Source organism: Chryseobacterium ureilyticum, assembly GCF_900156735.1.
Lineage (GTDB): Bacteria > Bacteroidota > Bacteroidia > Flavobacteriales > Weeksellaceae > Chryseobacterium > Chryseobacterium ureilyticum.
Map to the genome: position 1 here is coordinate 229,362 of NZ_FTOL01000006.1, position 15,960 is coordinate 245,321.

The 15,960-nt window shown below is 36.2% G+C and carries 16 protein-coding genes; 9 read left to right on the forward strand and 7 right to left on the reverse strand.

What is annotated here, in order from left to right; all coding sequences use genetic code 11:
• Nucleotides 1-70 precede the first annotated feature (70 nt).
• From hemW to BW983_RS17065, 4 genes are all read right to left on the reverse strand, one after another.
• Nucleotides 71-1,195 (reverse strand): radical SAM family heme chaperone HemW, encoded by a 1,125-nt coding sequence (hemW, locus tag BW983_RS17050; protein ID WP_076553093.1) that lies wholly within the window; start codon nt 1,193-1,195, stop codon nt 71-73.
• Nucleotides 1,196-1,246: 51 nt separating this feature from the next.
• Nucleotides 1,247-2,197: a PorP/SprF family type IX secretion system membrane protein gene (locus tag BW983_RS17055; RefSeq protein ID WP_076553094.1), complete on the reverse strand. Its 951-nt coding sequence runs from the start codon at nt 2,195-2,197 to the stop codon at nt 1,247-1,249.
• A gap of 51 nt (nt 2,198-2,248) precedes the next feature.
• Nucleotides 2,249-3,322: an RluA family pseudouridine synthase gene (locus BW983_RS17060; protein WP_185116873.1), complete on the reverse strand. Its 1,074-nt coding sequence runs from the start codon at nt 3,320-3,322 to the stop codon at nt 2,249-2,251.
• A 72-nt stretch (nt 3,323-3,394) separates the two neighbouring features.
• A complete protein-coding gene (locus BW983_RS17065) occupies nt 3,395-4,489 on the reverse strand; it encodes a PASTA domain-containing protein (protein WP_076553095.1) in 1,095 nt (364 codons plus the stop codon).
• A 156-nt stretch (nt 4,490-4,645) separates the two neighbouring features.
• On the opposite strand from BW983_RS17065, the gene BW983_RS17070 reads away from it, so the two are divergent.
• From BW983_RS17070 to BW983_RS17080, 3 genes are all read left to right on the forward strand, one after another.
• On the forward strand, nt 4,646-5,635 hold the full coding sequence (locus BW983_RS17070) for a D-alanine--D-alanine ligase (RefSeq protein WP_076553138.1): 990 nt from the start codon (nt 4,646-4,648) through the stop codon (nt 5,633-5,635).
• Nucleotides 5,636-5,701: 66 nt separating this feature from the next.
• Nucleotides 5,702-6,166 (forward strand): pantetheine-phosphate adenylyltransferase, encoded by a 465-nt coding sequence (gene coaD / locus BW983_RS17075; RefSeq protein WP_047098871.1) that lies wholly within the window; start codon nt 5,702-5,704, stop codon nt 6,164-6,166.
• 153 nt (nt 6,167-6,319) lie between these two features.
• A complete protein-coding gene (locus tag BW983_RS17080) occupies nt 6,320-6,952 on the forward strand; it encodes a trimeric intracellular cation channel family protein (RefSeq protein ID WP_076553096.1) in 633 nt (210 codons plus the stop codon).
• A 67-nt stretch (nt 6,953-7,019) separates the two neighbouring features.
• Here the strand turns inward: BW983_RS17080 and BW983_RS17085 are convergent, their stop codons facing one another.
• Both BW983_RS17085 and BW983_RS17090 read right to left on the reverse strand, forming a co-directional pair.
• Nucleotides 7,020-7,589 carry a hypothetical protein gene (locus BW983_RS17085; protein ID WP_076553097.1) on the reverse strand — a complete coding sequence of 190 codons (570 nt, stop codon included), beginning with the start codon at nt 7,587-7,589 and terminating at the stop codon, nt 7,020-7,022.
• 149 nt (nt 7,590-7,738) lie between these two features.
• Nucleotides 7,739-8,236: a dihydrofolate reductase gene (locus tag BW983_RS17090; protein WP_076553098.1), complete on the reverse strand. Its 498-nt coding sequence runs from the start codon at nt 8,234-8,236 to the stop codon at nt 7,739-7,741.
• Nucleotides 8,237-8,310: 74 nt separating this feature from the next.
• Here BW983_RS17090 and BW983_RS17095 point away from each other — a divergent pair, with 74 nt between their 5' ends.
• From BW983_RS17095 to BW983_RS17115, 5 genes are all read left to right on the forward strand, one after another.
• Entirely contained in the window at nt 8,311-8,916 is a 606-nt protein-coding gene (locus BW983_RS17095; protein ID WP_065396676.1) for a LemA family protein, read from the forward strand.
• Between the two features lie 2 nt (nt 8,917-8,918).
• The gene (locus tag BW983_RS17100; protein WP_185114371.1) at nt 8,919-9,347 is read left to right on the forward strand and encodes a TPM domain-containing protein; all 429 of its coding nucleotides are present in this window, start codon (nt 8,919-8,921) and stop codon (nt 9,345-9,347) included.
• Nucleotides 9,328-10,149, forward strand: a complete 822-nt coding sequence (locus BW983_RS17105) for a TPM domain-containing protein (protein WP_076553099.1) — start codon at nt 9,328-9,330, stop codon at nt 10,147-10,149. The genes BW983_RS17100 and BW983_RS17105 overlap by 20 nt, the downstream gene beginning before the upstream one ends.
• Before the next feature lie 198 nt (nt 10,150-10,347).
• Nucleotides 10,348-10,869, forward strand: a complete 522-nt coding sequence (locus BW983_RS17110) for an NAD(P)H-dependent oxidoreductase (protein WP_076553100.1) — start codon at nt 10,348-10,350, stop codon at nt 10,867-10,869.
• A 3-nt stretch (nt 10,870-10,872) separates the two neighbouring features.
• Nucleotides 10,873-12,759: a monovalent cation:proton antiporter-2 (CPA2) family protein gene (locus tag BW983_RS17115; protein ID WP_076553101.1), complete on the forward strand. Its 1,887-nt coding sequence runs from the start codon at nt 10,873-10,875 to the stop codon at nt 12,757-12,759.
• 1 nt (nt 12,760) lies between these two features.
• Here the strand turns inward: BW983_RS17115 and BW983_RS17120 are convergent, their stop codons facing one another.
• Complete coding sequence (locus tag BW983_RS17120) at nt 12,761-13,576, reverse strand: GIN domain-containing protein (protein ID WP_076553102.1); 816 nt, start codon at nt 13,574-13,576, stop codon at nt 12,761-12,763.
• Nucleotides 13,577-13,807: 231 nt separating this feature from the next.
• On the opposite strand from BW983_RS17120, the gene BW983_RS17125 reads away from it, so the two are divergent.
• A complete protein-coding gene (locus BW983_RS17125) occupies nt 13,808-15,949 on the forward strand; it encodes a M3 family metallopeptidase (protein WP_076553103.1) in 2,142 nt (713 codons plus the stop codon).
• Nucleotides 15,950-15,960: the final 11 nt, after the last annotated feature.

Sequence of the window (15,960 nt, forward strand, 5' to 3'; positions counted from 1 at the left end):
TATTATATTTTATTTAATACAACATTCTTGAGCTACTACAACTCACTTACATTAAGTGATAATATGAAAATTAAACTATAAATAAATCAGAAGCAATTCCGTCCGCCATGAACCAATGTTTTTCAGGAATTTTTAAATGATCATTTTCAACCATCAAAACTCCGTCTTCTATTTTTTGCTTCGTTTCATTATCGAAATGCTCAAGGAATCTATCATTAAATTTCTCTTTCAGACTTTTCACGTCTACTCCCCAAATCGTTCTTAAGCCAATCATAATCATTTCATTAAACTGGTCTTTAAGAGAAAGAATTTCCTCTTCTTTAGCTAAAAGTTTTTCATTGAGCTTTTTAATATATTGCTGATTATTGGCAACATTCCAGCTTCTCACATCAAAGCCGTTATAGGAATGTGCCGATGGACCTATTCCAAGATATTCCTGATACTTCCAATAAGCAGAATTGTGTCTGGAATAGAAACCAGGTTTGGCAAAATTTGAAACTTCATAGTGCTCAAAACCGTTATCTTTTAAGAAGTCTGATAAATAGTAGAACTCTCTGTTTTGCTCTTCTTCTCTCGGGCTTTTCACTTTTCCTTTTGAAATCCAGTTTTCTAAAGCTGTTTTAGGCTCAACCGTCAAGGCATAAGAGGAAATATGAGGCACTTCCAATGCTATCGTTTTGTGTAAGTTTTCCTTCCAGATCTCAAGGTTGGATGTAGGTGAACCGTAGATCAAATCGATACTCAGATTTTCAAATCCAAAATCCTGAGCACGTTTTATCGATCCTTCAGCTTCTGAAGCTGTATGGGCACGATTCATCAGTTTTAAATCTTCTTCAAAAAAACTTTGAGTACCTATTGACAGACGATTCACAGGTGTTCCGGCAAGTTGTTTTAAAAAACTCTTATCCAGATCATCAGGATTCGCTTCCAGAGTAATTTCAATATCTTTTTCAAAGCTGAAATGATGTAAAACTTCGTCAATTAAAGAATTGATCTCGTCCACTGAAAGAATAGACGGAGTTCCGCCGCCAAAGTATAAAGATTTCAGGTTTTTATTTTGTAATTCACCTTTTCTGAGCTGTATTTCTGCTTTCATCGCACGAAGCATTTCGTCCTTAAAATTAAGCGACGTTGAAAAGTGAAAGTTACAATAGCTGCATTTCTGCTTACAGAATGGAATGTGAATATATATCATAAAAAAAGCCCTGAAAAAATTCAGAGCTCAAATTTATTTAAATTAAATTGATTAATATCTATATCCTCTAACATTAATAAAGTTATCGAAGTTATAACCAAGACCAATCATGAAACTGTTTCCTCCATATTTCTGAATATCAGATAATCCAAGGTTGTAAGTAGCTCCAATCATGAACTTGTTGAATCTTACTTTAACAATCGGAGCGATTTCCAATTGCTGGCTGTCGAATCTATTCTGAGCGGCTCTGTAGCTTACCCCAAATGAGAATGCGTTAATATCATTAGAGAATGTAGCCATTAGGTTATAATCCATTACTCTTGTTGAGTTTGTATTCAGGTTGATCATCGCAGCTGGAGTCAACATGATGTTATCAGCAATATGCCAGTTATATCCTAAGTTTAAGAAGAACTTAATCGGAGAAGGCTCATATCCGTTTACGATAGGTTTATCATTACCTAGAGCAATATCATTTACCGAAACTCCACCAAATAGATTTCTGTAAGTAGCAGCCAAACCGAAGTTTGCATAAGCCATGAAAATATTACTTTCTTTTCCTACTAATAGAGGGTCATTCTGTTCTTCAGTATTGATTTTTGAGTAATCAAAATTTCTGTTGTAAAAACTTACACTGGTACCGAAAGAGAATTGATCTTTTCTGTCTCCCTCACTACTTAGTGGAATAAAGTATGAAGCACCTGCTGTAACACCGCCAGAAGACTCTGCTCCGTTACTGTCTCTGAATACTGTAAGACCGGCACCTACTCTATCGAATATGTTAGCATTGATTCCCACTGATTGTACGTTCGGGGATTCGCTGAATTTTGAAAATTGCTTTTGATAAATGGCATTGAGCTGTACGTAGTCTGTTTTACCGTACTGAGCTGGGTTGAACAGGAAATCACCATCCAAAAGATACTGTTGATAATATGGTAGTGATTCTTGTGCTTTGTATGCATTTGACAAAAGAGCTAAACATACGATAGCATATAGTTTTCTCATAACAAATCTTGATTTCAATTCAACAAATATAAAAAAATTCTCAATATATTTTTAGTTTTCCAAATAATTTCTCCATTTTTTTACAGCATCCGCCATATCTTTGGGCATTGGGCTTTCAAAATATAATTCCTTTTTTGTTGTTGGGTGTATAAATCCAAGGGTATGTGCATGCAAAGCGTGTCTTGGCAAAATTTCAAAGACATTTTTAATAAATTGTTTGTATTTGGGAAGATTCACTCCTCTTAAAGGGGTATGCCCTTCATACCTCTCATCATTGAACAATGTATGCCCTATATGTTTGAAATGCGCCCTGATCTGGTGAGTTCTACCGGTTTCAAGCTTACATTCCACCCAGGTCATATATTTGAATCTTTCTAACACCTTATAATGCGTAACAGCATGTTTTCCCTGGCTTCCGTCTTCGTAAACAGACATCTGCATTCTGTTTTTAGGGTGCCTTCCAATATGTCCTCTGATTGTTCCTTCTTCATCCTTAGGATTCCCCCAGACAAAAGCCCAGTACAGTCTTTTAGTCGTGCGGTTAAAGAACTGCTTTGCAAGAAAACTTAATGCATATTCATTTTTAGCAATCACCAGAAGACCGGAAGTATCTTTATCAATCCTGTGAACAAGTCCTACCCTGTCAAGATCTGACTTTTGTCCGTTCTTTTCAAAATGATATGCCAATGCATTTACCAATGTACCATCCCAATTTCCGTGTCCCGGATGTACTACCATTCCCGGTTCTTTATCTACTACTACCAGATCATCATCTTCATAAACGATATTTACAGGGATATCCTGTGGAATAATCACATTTTCCCTTGGCGGACGGGTTAACAATATAGAGATATTATCTCCGGGTTTCACTCGGTAATTCTGCTTTACGGCAGTACCATTCACTATAACGTTTCCAGCCCTGCAGGTCTGAGAAATTTTATTCCTTGAAGAATTCTGGCGATGTATTAAAAGAAATTTATCAATTCTTAATGACTCCTGCCCAGGATCTACAGTGATATTAAGATGTTCATATAAACCTTTATTTTCCTCATCAATATCGATATTATCAATACTATTGGAATCCAATAATTCTTCGTCTAAAAAATCTTCGTTATCTTCTGACATTGTATTTATTTCTTTACACAAAAGGCTTCAACATTTGCAGTTGAAGCCAGTATTTATTATATTAATATGTTCTTATTCTACGACTACTTTCTTAGCCTTTGGTTTTTGAACAGGCTGTTGTGTAGTGGTTGAAGCAGCAGGTTTAGCTGCACTTCCTGCATTAGCAGAATTATTAGTAGAAGTTTTAGCCTTCTCTGTTCCTGAACTTGAAGGTTTAGGAGTTGTTGACTGAGGCTTAGGAGTTTCAGTTTTTGGTGCTTCTACTTTTGGAGTTTCTCTTTTAGGAGCAGGTGGAGGAACCACAGGTGCTTCATAAACAGGTTCGTTATGAACTTCTTCATATCGTACAGGTGGTAAAGAAGTATCTACCTTCATACGATAAATAGAATTCAGCTGTTCTACTTTTGCTCTAAGCTCTGCTGGAGTTCTCTTACTAGCCCAAAGGTCAATCTGCATTCCTTGGTCACGAACATCTCCCGGAGCCGGATCCTGATAGTAAATAATATCAGATTCATCCTTACCTCCATCTTCATGTTCTACCAATCCTACTTCAAACATACTCTTCGTAATGACAGCTCTGGCTTCTTTTACAGAAAGTCCCACCACATTAGGAATAGAGATATTTCTCATCGGTCCTGATCCCACCACTACATCAATAACGGAGAATCTAGGAAGGCGAGCCCCTGGATTTACAGCATTTCCTTTATATAAAATTCTTAAAAGGGCATCCTTTTGAATACTAGGCTCATAAATAGTGTCTCCAATTTTAAGACCTACCTGATCCAATCTCTGGAAAGCAAGACCTGAATATTTATTAATTACATCCGGAACAGCAATCTGAGCCCATGTTCTAGGGTTCACTTTAAGACGTACCGTTCTTCCATCCTTTACACGGGAACCCGGTGCTGGATAGATTTGTAAAACCTGAAATGGTCTGTATTTCGGATCATAATTAGCGCTGTCTACTTCATATTCCAAACCTGTATCATCTAAAATTTTAACAGCATCATGCACAGATTTATTAACTACATTGGGAACAGGAATCTCCTGACCGTGATTAGTATGGTACTCCAACCAGCGAAACGTAAGCCATACAAGACCCACGAAAACACCGACAGCCACAACTACATTCAGTAAAACTTTCCAATTGAAAAGTGATTTAAGCATACTTAAAAATACTTTAATTACAACGGCAAATATAGCTAATAATTTTAGAATGCGCTTTTTATTTAACACAATTCATTTTTGATTTGAAAATTTCCCGATTTCCCATATTGCAATACATAAAATGTTTAAATTTGCCTTAATTGATACTATATGGTTATGAACAAAAAAAGTGTTGCCGTAGTAATGGGGGGCTATTCTGATGAATATGTTGTATCCTTAAAAAGCGGACAATTAATCTATGATTCCTTAGACAGAAATCTGTATGACGTATATAAAGTAGTAGTCCTTAAAGATGAATGGTATTTTTTAGGAGAAAATGATAAGAAATACGAAATCAACAGAGGGGATTTTTCTGTTACCTTAGATAATGGAAATACTTTAAAATTTGATGTCTGCTTTAATATTATCCACGGAACTCCTGGTGAAAACGGAATTCTTCAGGCTTATTGGGATGCTATAGGTCAACAATATACTGGATGTGATTTTTACCAAAGCGCTCTTACATTTAATAAAAAAGACACTCTTGCTGTCCTTTCAAAATATGGAATTCCTTCCGCAAAAAGTATTTATTTAAGACAAGGTGAAAATATTGATGTTGATACCATTGTAGAAGAACTTGGGCTTCCGGTATTTGTAAAACCAAATCAATCCGGATCTTCTTTAGGAATTTCAAAAGTGAAAGAGAAATCTGAACTGATTACTGCTACAGAAGTTGCTTTCAAAGAAGACAGTGAGATTCTGATCGAAAGTTTCTTAAATGGAATGGAAGTTTCTGTAGGAGTTATTGATTTTAAAGGAGAAACAATTGTTCTGGGAATCACTGAAATTGTTCCTACGAATGAATTTTTCGATTATGAAGCGAAATATGAAGGAGCTTCAGAAGAAATTACCCCGGCTAGAATAGATGAAGAAACCACAAAAAGAGTGGAAGAAATTGCAAAAAGAGCTTATAATTCACTTGGAATGAGTGGGTTTTCAAGAAGCGAATATATCCTGATGGACGGCATTCCTTATATGCTTGAAATGAATACCAATCCTGGATTCTCTCCTGCAAGTATTCTTCCCCAACAGGCAAAACATTACGGAATTTCCATCATGGATCTTTGTGGAAATGAAGTTGAAAAAGCATTAAATAAAAGAAAATAGATAGTAGAAGCTAGAAATTAAAAAAATTAAGAAATAATTGATAGCGTAAATTATAACTCATACAACATGAAAATTGCTGTTTTCCCAGGGTCATTTGATCCAATCACTTTAGGACATTATGATATTATAGAAAGAGCGGCTCCGCTTTTTGATAAATTAATCATTGCTATCGGGCAGAATTCCCAAAAGAAATATATGTTTCCTCTTGAAAAAAGAATGGAATTCATTCAAAACTCTGTAGCAGAATTCCCCAATGTAGAAGTAGATTCATTTGAAGGACTTACCGTAGACTATTGTTTTGAAAAGAACGCTCAATACATCATCAGAGGTCTTAGAAACCCTGCTGATTTTGAATTCGAAAAAGCAATCGCTCATACCAACAGAACCCTTGCTCATAAAAAACTGGAAACCGTATTTTTATTAACCTCATCCGGAAAATCCTTTATCAGCAGCAGCATCGTAAGGGAAATCATTACCCACGGCGGAGAATACGAATTAATGGTCCCAGACTCAGTGAGAGTTGAAAGATAAATATAATGAGCAATAAGTAAATTTTAATTCGATAAATCAGGAAAAAATTTTACATTTAAAGCAAGAATGTAAACCTTAATAAAGACTATAACCAACTAGAAATGGCATAATTTTTATTACTCATTGCTCATTATTCATTACTTATAGTAGTATATGCACGAACAGTTCAATTTTGCCATAGAAGTACTGGGAACCATTGCGTTTTCCATGTCAGGAAGTTTTGCAGCGATGCAGAAACGGCTTGATCCCTTTGGCGTACTTATTATAGCCTTTGTGACTTCCGTGGGAGGAGGAACTGTAAGGGATCTTTTATTAGATATTCCAGTGTTTTGGATGCATGATCTCCTGATGTGTGCTCTGATCATTATTACCAGTGTTTTTTCCATGGTATTCAAATCACTTGAAAAGAATTTTAAGGTTACTTTATTTATCTTCGACAGCTTTGGACTCGGATTATTTACCATTATCGGAATCCAGAAAGGATTAAATGTTGGAATTCACCCATTGATTTGTATCGGATTGGGAACAATTACCGGTTGCTTCGGAGGAATTATCAGAGATATATTATTGAATAGGATTCCATTAATCTTCAGAAAGGAAATCTATGCCACGGCATGTATTGTAGGAGGTGCAGCATTTTTATTAATGACCAAGTACTCTCCTCTTTCCTACACCTTTGTACAGATCTTTACTATTTTGTTGATTGTTGCGATCAGGACACTTGCAGTAAAATACCATTGGCAGATGCCTAAATTTTATGGCTATGACCAGACTTCAGAAATGTAATTAAAATTATTTAAGCATAAAAAAAGCACCTGAATTAGGTGCTTTTTGTTTTATGTGTAGTTTCTTATTAAAAGAATTTCCCTCTATTTCTCATATTAGGATTGTGCATGTGCTTTTGCATCGTTGGCATTTTTAGCTGATCTTTCATCATTTTGATCTGATCAGTCATCATACCCGCGGTGTCTAATCTTTTCGCTTCTTCCAACAATCTTTGTCCGTCCTGCTTTCTTCCTTTCGAAATAGCTGCCGCTGCAAGATTTAAAGTTGCCATCGCTCTGTCATGCTTCATATTCAATCCGTATTCCAAAGCTTTTTTCATTAGAGGTTCTACTTTTGTCGGGTGATCCTGAGCTTGAGTTAATCCTAATAAATAGTGGAAATATCCGTATTGAGTTTTATGAAGTTGTCCTTTATAGTCTGTGATTTTTGTTAACCATTCTGCAGCTTTTTCCATGTTCTGTTTTCTCAATTGCCAGAATGCCAAAAGAATATACTCATTTTTGAAATAAAGTAAGATTGGAAACGCGGCAAGAAGAAAAATAACAATCCCCCATCCAAGATTTCTTGTGAAAATCATCATGTAAAGTCCCAGAAGGATAAGAAGTGCTGCTACTGCAATTTTAATGTTCTTATTCATTATTAAATTTTAGAAGTGCAAAGATAATAAATTTAAAGGTTAAAGTTCAAAAAGTCAATGGTGAATGGTCAATTCGCTATACTTATCAATTATTATATATGACAGCTATTCACAATTCACATTGTAAAGCAGAAATTGACGTCTGTTCCTTATGATTCTTTTTTGATTCTTTCAAACGTCTGGAAACAGAAATCATAGCCATTCTTTTCGTCTTTTTCATGACAGACTTCGTTCGTTTTTTTCCAGATTTTCTCATCGATTTTTGGAAAGAATGTATCCGCTTCAAGATCAGCTTTCACAAGAGTAACCTCTAATTTATCCACAAGATCCATTGTTTGCTCATAGATATTCCCACCTCCGATAACGAAAACTTCCTCATCTATTTTTTTGGCAAACTTTAAAGCTTCTTTAAGGCTTCCCACAATAAGAATTCCTTCCTCAAACCAATCTTTTTTTCTTGAAACAACAATATTGGTACGGTTAGGAAGTGGCTTTCCGATACTCTCGTAAGTCTTTCTTCCCATAATGATCGGATGCCCTGAAGTAAGGTCCTTAAAATGTTTTAAATCTTTCGGAAGATGCCAAAGCAACTGGTTTTCAAAACCAATTTCATTTTTCTCTCCCATTGCCACCACTATTGTTGTCATTCAAATATAATTTTCTACAAAATTAGCACATAATTTGTATATTTGATTAGCACAAAAAATTAAAAAAATAAACTATGAAAAATAAAGGATGTCTGGGCGCCGGAACTATTGGTATAGCCCTCCTTATTATTGTTGCAGTCTTATTCTTTTGGGGAAGAAGCGGATATAATAGCTTTGTAGACAAAGAACAGACCGTGAACGCAAAATGGTCTAACGTAGAGACTGTATATCAGAAAAGAGCGAATCTTATTCCTAACCTGGAAAGAACAGTAAAATCGTATTCAAAATTTGAGCAGGAAACGTTAACGCAAGTAGTGGAAGCACGTTCTAAGGCAACTTCTATTAATATCGATCCTACCAATATGACTGAAGCTGATATTGCTAAGTTCCAGGCTGCACAAGGAGAATTATCTGGAGCATTAAGCCGATTGATGGCTGTGGTAGAGTCTTATCCTAATTTAAAAGCTGATCAGCAATATATCAACTTCCAAAGAGAATATACTGCTATTGAAAACAGCATCAGAACTGAAACTGTTTATTACAACGATGCAGCTAAGGATTACAACACTTCTATCAAGACTTTCCCGAATAACATTCTGGCGAATTTCACGAACTTCAAAGAAAAACCTTATTTCAAAGCTGATGCAGGAGCTCAGAAAGCACCTGAAGTATTCAAATAATAATGGGTAATTTCCTTACAAATCAACAGATCGCTTCCCTTGTGGAAGCGATTCAGTCAGCAGAAGACCATTCTACAGGTGAAATTAGAGTGCATATTGATTCTAATACGGAAAACCGTGATGCAAAGACCGCATTCGAAGTTTTCAAAGAACTGTGTATGGATAAAACTACTGATAGAAATGCCGTGCTTTTTCATGTCAATTTTGAACAGAAATATCTTACTATCATTGGAGATGTAGGCATTCATGCAAAAGTAAATCAGTCTTATTGGGATCATCTGCATGATTATATCACTGGTGAATTTGCCAAAGGAAATTATTACAGTGCTTTAAAAAGTGCTATTCTGGAAACCGGCATAGAGCTTAAAAAATATTTTCCTGTAGAAGGAGAAAACCCAAACCAACTTCCGAATGAAATTACGTTCTCTTAAAATAGTATTTTCATTTTTACTGATTTGCTTTTACACTTTTGTATCAGCACAATACACTGTTCCTGAAAAACCGGCAATTCTATATCCTGTATTTGATGAAGCGGGACTTCTCTCTCAGCAGGAAAAAGATGAACTGAACAATAAACTGATCAAGTTTGCAGATTCTACTTCTACGGAAATAGAAGTGGTAATCATCAAGTCTACCAAAGGCGAAGATGTCAATTTTCTGGCAACAATGTTTGGTGAAAAATGGAAAATCGGGAAAAAAGGTGTCGATAACGGAGTTGTATTCCTGATCGCAACAGAAGACAGAACGATGTCTATTCAGCAAGGACGAGCCGTAGAACAATATCTTACAGCATCCGTAGCAGGGCAGATTCTGGACTACATTGTTACTCCTAATTTCAAAAAAGGACTATGGTATGAAGGGATTAATCGTGGTACCTCAGCCATTATGGAAGCGGTTCAGGGCAAATTCAAACCTGCTCCTACAACATCCCCTTCAGGTGATGGCAGTGCCCTTAAAGTTCTTATTATCGCCTTTGTTATCTTTATCATCATTGCTATTCTGTTCGGTAACCGTGGAGGCGGACGTGGCGGAGGCGGAAATTATGATGATGACGATGACGTAATCATTACTCGAAGAGGACGCAGAAATTACCCTGGCGGTTTCTTCCCATTCCCTGGTGGATTTGGCGGTGGCGGCTTTGGTGGTGGAAGTTCCGGTGGCGGCGGAGGTGGATTCGGCGGCTTTGGCGGCGGAGGAAGCTTCGGTGGCGGGGGTGCTTCCGGAGGATGGTAATCTTACAAGAATTTATATCATATATAAAACAGATCAGGTCTCAATGACCTGATTTTTTATTTAAAAACCTAAAATAACATCATTTCTTTGATTTTAATTAACATTAAATTGACTTTCACATATTAAAAAATTAATAAATCAACATAAAACCTACCTTTTATTCAATATTTTTTCAGTATATTTACTGAAAACAGGATTATGAAGAAGACACTCGTAGTATTTGCACACCCTTACCTGGAGCACTCCAATTCGAACGTAGAGCTCATTAATTTCTACGTTCGCCACCAGCATTATACCTTACGTGATCTTTATGAAGAATATCCTGATTTTCATATCGCCGCCTTCAGAGAAAGGAAACGCTTAGCCAATTATGACCGGTTTATCTTCCAGTTCCCCTTAATATGGTTTGGAATGCCACCTTTATTAAGATTATGGATCGATGAAGTTTTTGACCGTGACTGGCTACAATCTGGGAAATATAATCCATTGGAAAATAAAGAAGTTTATATTCTGATAACCACCGGCGGCAAGGAAAGATCTTTCAGCAAAGAAGGAACCTATCAATATTCCGTGGATGAACTGATCAGCGGGCTGATTGTATCATTGAAAGTTTTCAAAGCAGATATCAAGCACATCAAGATCGTTTACGAAGCTAATAAATTGTCTAAAAAAGAAATTATTTTACATAAAAAAGAGTTTACAGAACTACTCAATCAATAACATATGGAGTCTAGCTTAGCGATGAACACGTTACTTTTTCTCGGTGTAGCCATTATTATGGTTCCATTAGCCAGAAAATTGGGGTTGAGTTCTGTAATCGGTTATATTTTAGGAGGAATCATCATTGGTCCTTATGTTCTCAGGCTTACCGGGAATAATGTGAATGACATTATGCACGCCAGTGAATTTGGAGTGATTATGCTTTTATTCATTGTAGGTCTGGAGCTGGAGCCTAGAAAGTTCTGGGAAATGCGGAAGAAAATAATGGGTTTGGGGCTTACACAAATGCTGCTTACCATTTTACTTCTTTTTCTGGTATTTATTGGTGTAGGCTGGAGAGTAGATAAAGCGATTGCAGTGGCAATGTGTTTTGCACTTTCTTCTACGGCTATCGTATTACAAACTTTACAGGAAAAGAATAATTTTAAAACAACAGCTGGAGAAGCTTCATTTTCCACATTGCTATTTCAGGATATTTCAGTGATTCCTATTTTGGCAATACTTCCCATAGTTGCTAATTACAAAGCGAAACATCATGATAATGAAATTCAGATTCTGATTCAGAAACTTCCGGAATGGCTTCAGGCAGGAACGGTAATTTTCGGAGTAGCATTATTGATATTATTGGGAAGATATGTATTTGTTCCTTTTTTAAGGTATGTTTCAAAATCTGGGATGGCAGAACTACTGACGGCCTCTTCCCTATTTCTGGTTATCGGTGTATCCGAACTGATGGTGGTCATTGGACTGTCTCCTGCATTGGGAGCTTTCTTAGCTGGTGTAATGCTTGCCAACAGTGAATTCAGGCACGAACTTGAAGCACAAATCAATCCTTTTAAAGGACTTTTGCTTGCTGTTTTCTTCGTGAGCGTAGGTTCTACGATCAATTTTAATATTATTCAGAAAGACCCACTATTTATATTCAGTACCGTGCTTGCCGTACTGCTTGTAAAATTTATTGTTTTATATTCTATTGGGAAGTTTTTCAGAATAGATACTCCGCAAAGTCTTTTCTATGCTTTTGCCTTATCTCAGGTGGGGGAATTTGCTTTTGTATTAATTAATTATGCCTCGGATCTTTATCTTCTAGGTCCCGAACTCAATGCTCAGTTGATGGCTGTTACAGCAATTACCATGTGCATCACTCCTATTCTTCTTATTGTAAATGATAAATTTATTACCCCTAAATTTATCAAAGAAATCCCTGAAGAAGAACATGATTTCAATATTCTGGACAGTGATGTGAGCCAGAAGAAAATCATCATTGTAGGTTTTGGACATTTTGGAAGTACAGTTGGGCGTCTTTTAAAGGCAAATAAAATCTCAGCAACGGTTCTGGACAGAGATTCTGACCGTGTAAAGCTTTTGAGAAGCTATGGCTTTAAAGTATATTATGGTGATGCTACAAGAATTCCTATTCTAAGAGCTGCCGGAATTGAAGAGGCTGAAATTTTAGTGCTATGCCTTGATGATTCTGATGACAATATGTTTATCGCTGAACTTGTGCGTGAACACTATCCTAAAGTAAAAATATTTGTAAGGGCAAAAAACAGAATTGACGCTTATGAATACCTGAACAACGGGATTAATCACATTTATCGGGAAACATTAGGAACTGCTGTAGATATGGCTGTGGATGTACTTCACGAAACTGGCATGAGAAAATATGCAGCAAGACGTCTCGGGCAAAGATTTATGGCTATTGATAAAGCCTCTGTCAGAAAGCTTGCAAAGATGACGGAAGATCAAGATATTGCTTTATTCAGCACAAAAGAAATCCTCCAGCGGGAAGAGGAATTATTGGCTTATGACAATCTGAATTTTGATAATAAAAATTGGGATACTTCTTCCGCTACAGACAGTGAAGATGAAGAAGAATCCCAGGATTGATTTATTGGATATTTATACTTCCACCACTGCTTTCATCCTTAGTGATGTTTTTAAGATCTCCTTTTTTGGAAACATCTACACTTCCCCCTGAAGAGGCTTCTGCTTTAACGGAAGTTACTGCACTGATCTGAATGCTTGCTCCACTGGATGCTTCTGCTTCTACATTGTCTACGATAACTTCTTTCGCTGAAATACTACTGCCGGAAGAAGAGCTGATGTCTGCATGCTTTGCTTTTCCGGAGATATCAATGCTTGAGCCCGATGAAGAATCAATATCAAGATTTACTGCCCAGATTTTTCCACTAAAGTTACTACTGCTGTCTGCGTTGATATTAAAATCATTTGCTTCCAGATCTCCCGAAATACTTCCGGCGCTTGATACTTCAATGCTTGTCTTTTCCTGAGTAAATTTATCTTTTACTTTAATGCTTGCCGCAGATTCAGCAACTAGTTTTGTAAAGTCTTTTGTATAGATTTTTGCTGTCACCTTATTAATATTCATTACTCTGATACCTGATTTATAATGAATATGAAGTTTTCCGCCACTATTTTCCACAAGTATTTCATCAATAATATTTTGAGGGGCAGAGATTACAACTTTTTCAACGTCAGATTTGATAATTTCAGCCTCAATAGCCTGGGAAACCTGGATTTCATCAAAATCACCATTAAATTCTTTCTGCTGAATCGGTCCTGCTTCCTTATTGATGACCTTCTCTACCCAGCCATTTTTTTCTTTGTTATTTTTCTCATGCTTTTCATTACATGAGGCTAATAACACTAAGGCTGAAAAAATAAAAAGAGTTCTTTTTTTCATGTTTATTTCTTTTATAGATTATTTTTTGGATATATAATTTAATAACAACTAAATTATGAAAAATATTACATTAGTATCAGAAAATACCCTATTTCTATGTAATCTAATGAAAACGCAAGGTTTAAGTCTTTTATCTGGACATTCTTTCCACTACTTTTTAAATACATACAGTGAAATATCTCTAGTGAAGTAAGTTTTTAATATCTTTATACTTTAATAACAATTATATTTATGAAGAATATTTCATCGGTATTATTAATTTCTGCCTTGGCGTTCAATCAATCTTGTACTACAATGAAACAGACCGATACTCAACAGGAACTTCCGGCTCCTGATCCATCTTTATCATCAAATCCTTTCATGAAGAAGAGTAAACTTCAATATGAAGCGCCGGAGTTTGATAAAATTAAAAACGAACATTTCAAACCTGCTTTTGAATTTGGTTTAAAGCAGCATGCCGCTGAAGTTGAGAAAATTGCCAATAATCCGGCAAGTCCTACTTTTGAGAATACGATTGTTGCATTGGAAAAAAGCGGTGAAGTTCTGAGAAGAACACAAATTGTTTTTTCTAATCTTACAAGTGCAAATACAAACCCTACTTTACAGGCTTTAGATGAAGAGTATGCTCCTATTTTTGCAGCACATTCTGATAAGATATTCCTGAATGAAAATCTTTATAAAAGAATCAAATCAATCAAAGAAGACGGGTTAGATTCTGAAAGCAAAAGACTGGTACAATATTATAAACAAAACTTTGAAATCGCTGGAGCTAATCTTTCTGCAGCAGACAAAGAAAAATTAAAGCAGATCAATCAGGAGCTTGCTTCTCTTTCTACTCAATATGCCAACAAACTATTGGAAGCTAGAAAGCAAGGTGGTGTATTCTTTTCTGATGCAAAGGAACTAGACGGACTTTCTGCTGATGAAATAGCAGCGGCTGCAGCTGATGCAAAAACGGCAGGACAACCAGGAAAATATCTTCTTGCCCTACAAAACACAACACAACAACCTCTTTTACAAAACCTTAAAAACAGAGCAACCAGAGAGAAACTATTCAAAGCTTCATGGACAAGAGCTGAAAAAGGTGATGCTAATGATACTAGAGAAACTATAGAGAAACTGGCTAAGCTTAGACTGAAAAAAGCTCAGACTTTAGGTAAAAAGAATTTTGCAGAATGGAAACTTCAGGATCAAATGGCAAAAACTCCTGAAGCAGCTATTAAACTAATGAATCAGATTGCTACTCCAGCAGTGGAAACAGCAAAACGTGAAGCTAAAGACATTCAGGATCTTATTGATCAGCAAAAAGGAGGTTTCAAGGTAGAGCCTTGGGACTGGAATTTCTATGCTGAGCAGGTAAGAAAAGCTAAGTATGATCTTGATGAGAGTGAAATAAAGCCTTATTTTGAGATTACAACTGTTTTAGAAAAAGGGGTATTCTTCGCTGCTGAAAAATTCTATGGTTTAACATTCAAAAAGAGAACTGACCTTCCTGTTTATCATCCTGATGTAGTTACGTATGAAGTTTTTGATCATGACGGAAAATCTATCGCGATCTATTACCTAGATTTCTATACAAGAGATTCTAAAAATGGAGGAGCTTGGATGAGCAACTTTGTGGAACAATCTTATTTAATGGGAACAAAACCTGTGATTGTCAACTGCTACAATTATCAGAAACCAGCTCCTGGAAAACCTTCGTTAATCAGTTTTGATGATGTTTCAACAATCTTCCATGAATTTGGGCACTCTATCCACGGAATGTTTGCAAGCCAGAAATATCCTTCTTTATCAGGAACTAACGTACCTAGAGACTTTGTAGAATTCCCTTCACAGATCAATGAGCACTGGGCATTAGATCCTGTAGTTTTGAAAAACTATGCTGTTCATTATGAAACAAAACAGCCTATTCCACAAACTTTAGTAGAAAAGATCAAAAAAGCGGCTACTTTCAACCAAGGTTATATGACCTCTGAATTGGTTTCTGCAGCAGCTGTAGATATGGACTGGCATACTGTAGGTAAAGAAGGACAGTTTATTCCTGTTTTAGATTTCGAAAAACAATCTTTAACAAACCACGGATTCACTTTGGCTACTGTTCCGCCTAGATATCATACCCCTTATTTTGCTCACATCTGGGGAGGTGGATATTCAGCAGGATATTATGCTTATCTATGGTCTGAAACATTGGATAACGATGCATGGGAATGGATTAAAAACAATGGTGGATTAACCAGAGAAAATGGTGACCGTTTCAGAAAATATATTCTTTCTGTAGGAAATTCTGTAGATCTAAACCAGGCATTCAGAGATTTCACAGGACACGATCCGGATATCAAACCTTTATTGAGAAACAGAGGATTTATAAAATAATATAATGGAAG

What these genes read in the sequence shown, in the direction of transcription:
- hemW (WP_076553093.1), bottom strand. Translation starts at nt 1,195, where the DNA reads ATGATATATATTCACATTCCATTCTGTAAGCAGAAATGCAGCTATTGT.
- BW983_RS17055 (WP_076553094.1), bottom strand. Translation starts at nt 2,197, where the DNA reads ATGAGAAAACTATATGCTATCGTATGTTTAGCTCTTTTGTCAAATGCA.
- BW983_RS17060 (WP_185116873.1), bottom strand. Translation starts at nt 3,322, where the DNA reads ATGTCAGAAGATAACGAAGATTTTTTAGACGAAGAATTATTGGATTCC.
- BW983_RS17065 (WP_076553095.1), bottom strand. Translation starts at nt 4,489, where the DNA reads ATGCTTAAATCACTTTTCAATTGGAAAGTTTTACTGAATGTAGTTGTG.
- BW983_RS17070 (WP_076553138.1), top strand. Translation starts at nt 4,646, where the DNA reads ATGAACAAAAAAAGTGTTGCCGTAGTAATGGGGGGCTATTCTGATGAA.
- coaD (WP_047098871.1), top strand. Translation starts at nt 5,702, where the DNA reads ATGAAAATTGCTGTTTTCCCAGGGTCATTTGATCCAATCACTTTAGGA.
- BW983_RS17080 (WP_076553096.1), top strand. Translation starts at nt 6,320, where the DNA reads ATGCACGAACAGTTCAATTTTGCCATAGAAGTACTGGGAACCATTGCG.
- BW983_RS17085 (WP_076553097.1), bottom strand. Translation starts at nt 7,589, where the DNA reads ATGAATAAGAACATTAAAATTGCAGTAGCAGCACTTCTTATCCTTCTG.
- BW983_RS17090 (WP_076553098.1), bottom strand. Translation starts at nt 8,236, where the DNA reads ATGACAACAATAGTGGTGGCAATGGGAGAGAAAAATGAAATTGGTTTT.
- BW983_RS17095 (WP_065396676.1), top strand. Translation starts at nt 8,311, where the DNA reads ATGAAAAATAAAGGATGTCTGGGCGCCGGAACTATTGGTATAGCCCTC.
- BW983_RS17100 (WP_185114371.1), top strand. Translation starts at nt 8,919, where the DNA reads ATGGGTAATTTCCTTACAAATCAACAGATCGCTTCCCTTGTGGAAGCG.
- BW983_RS17105 (WP_076553099.1), top strand. Translation starts at nt 9,328, where the DNA reads ATGAAATTACGTTCTCTTAAAATAGTATTTTCATTTTTACTGATTTGC.
- BW983_RS17110 (WP_076553100.1), top strand. Translation starts at nt 10,348, where the DNA reads ATGAAGAAGACACTCGTAGTATTTGCACACCCTTACCTGGAGCACTCC.
- BW983_RS17115 (WP_076553101.1), top strand. Translation starts at nt 10,873, where the DNA reads ATGGAGTCTAGCTTAGCGATGAACACGTTACTTTTTCTCGGTGTAGCC.
- BW983_RS17120 (WP_076553102.1), bottom strand. Translation starts at nt 13,576, where the DNA reads ATGAAAAAAAGAACTCTTTTTATTTTTTCAGCCTTAGTGTTATTAGCC.
- BW983_RS17125 (WP_076553103.1), top strand. Translation starts at nt 13,808, where the DNA reads ATGAAGAATATTTCATCGGTATTATTAATTTCTGCCTTGGCGTTCAAT.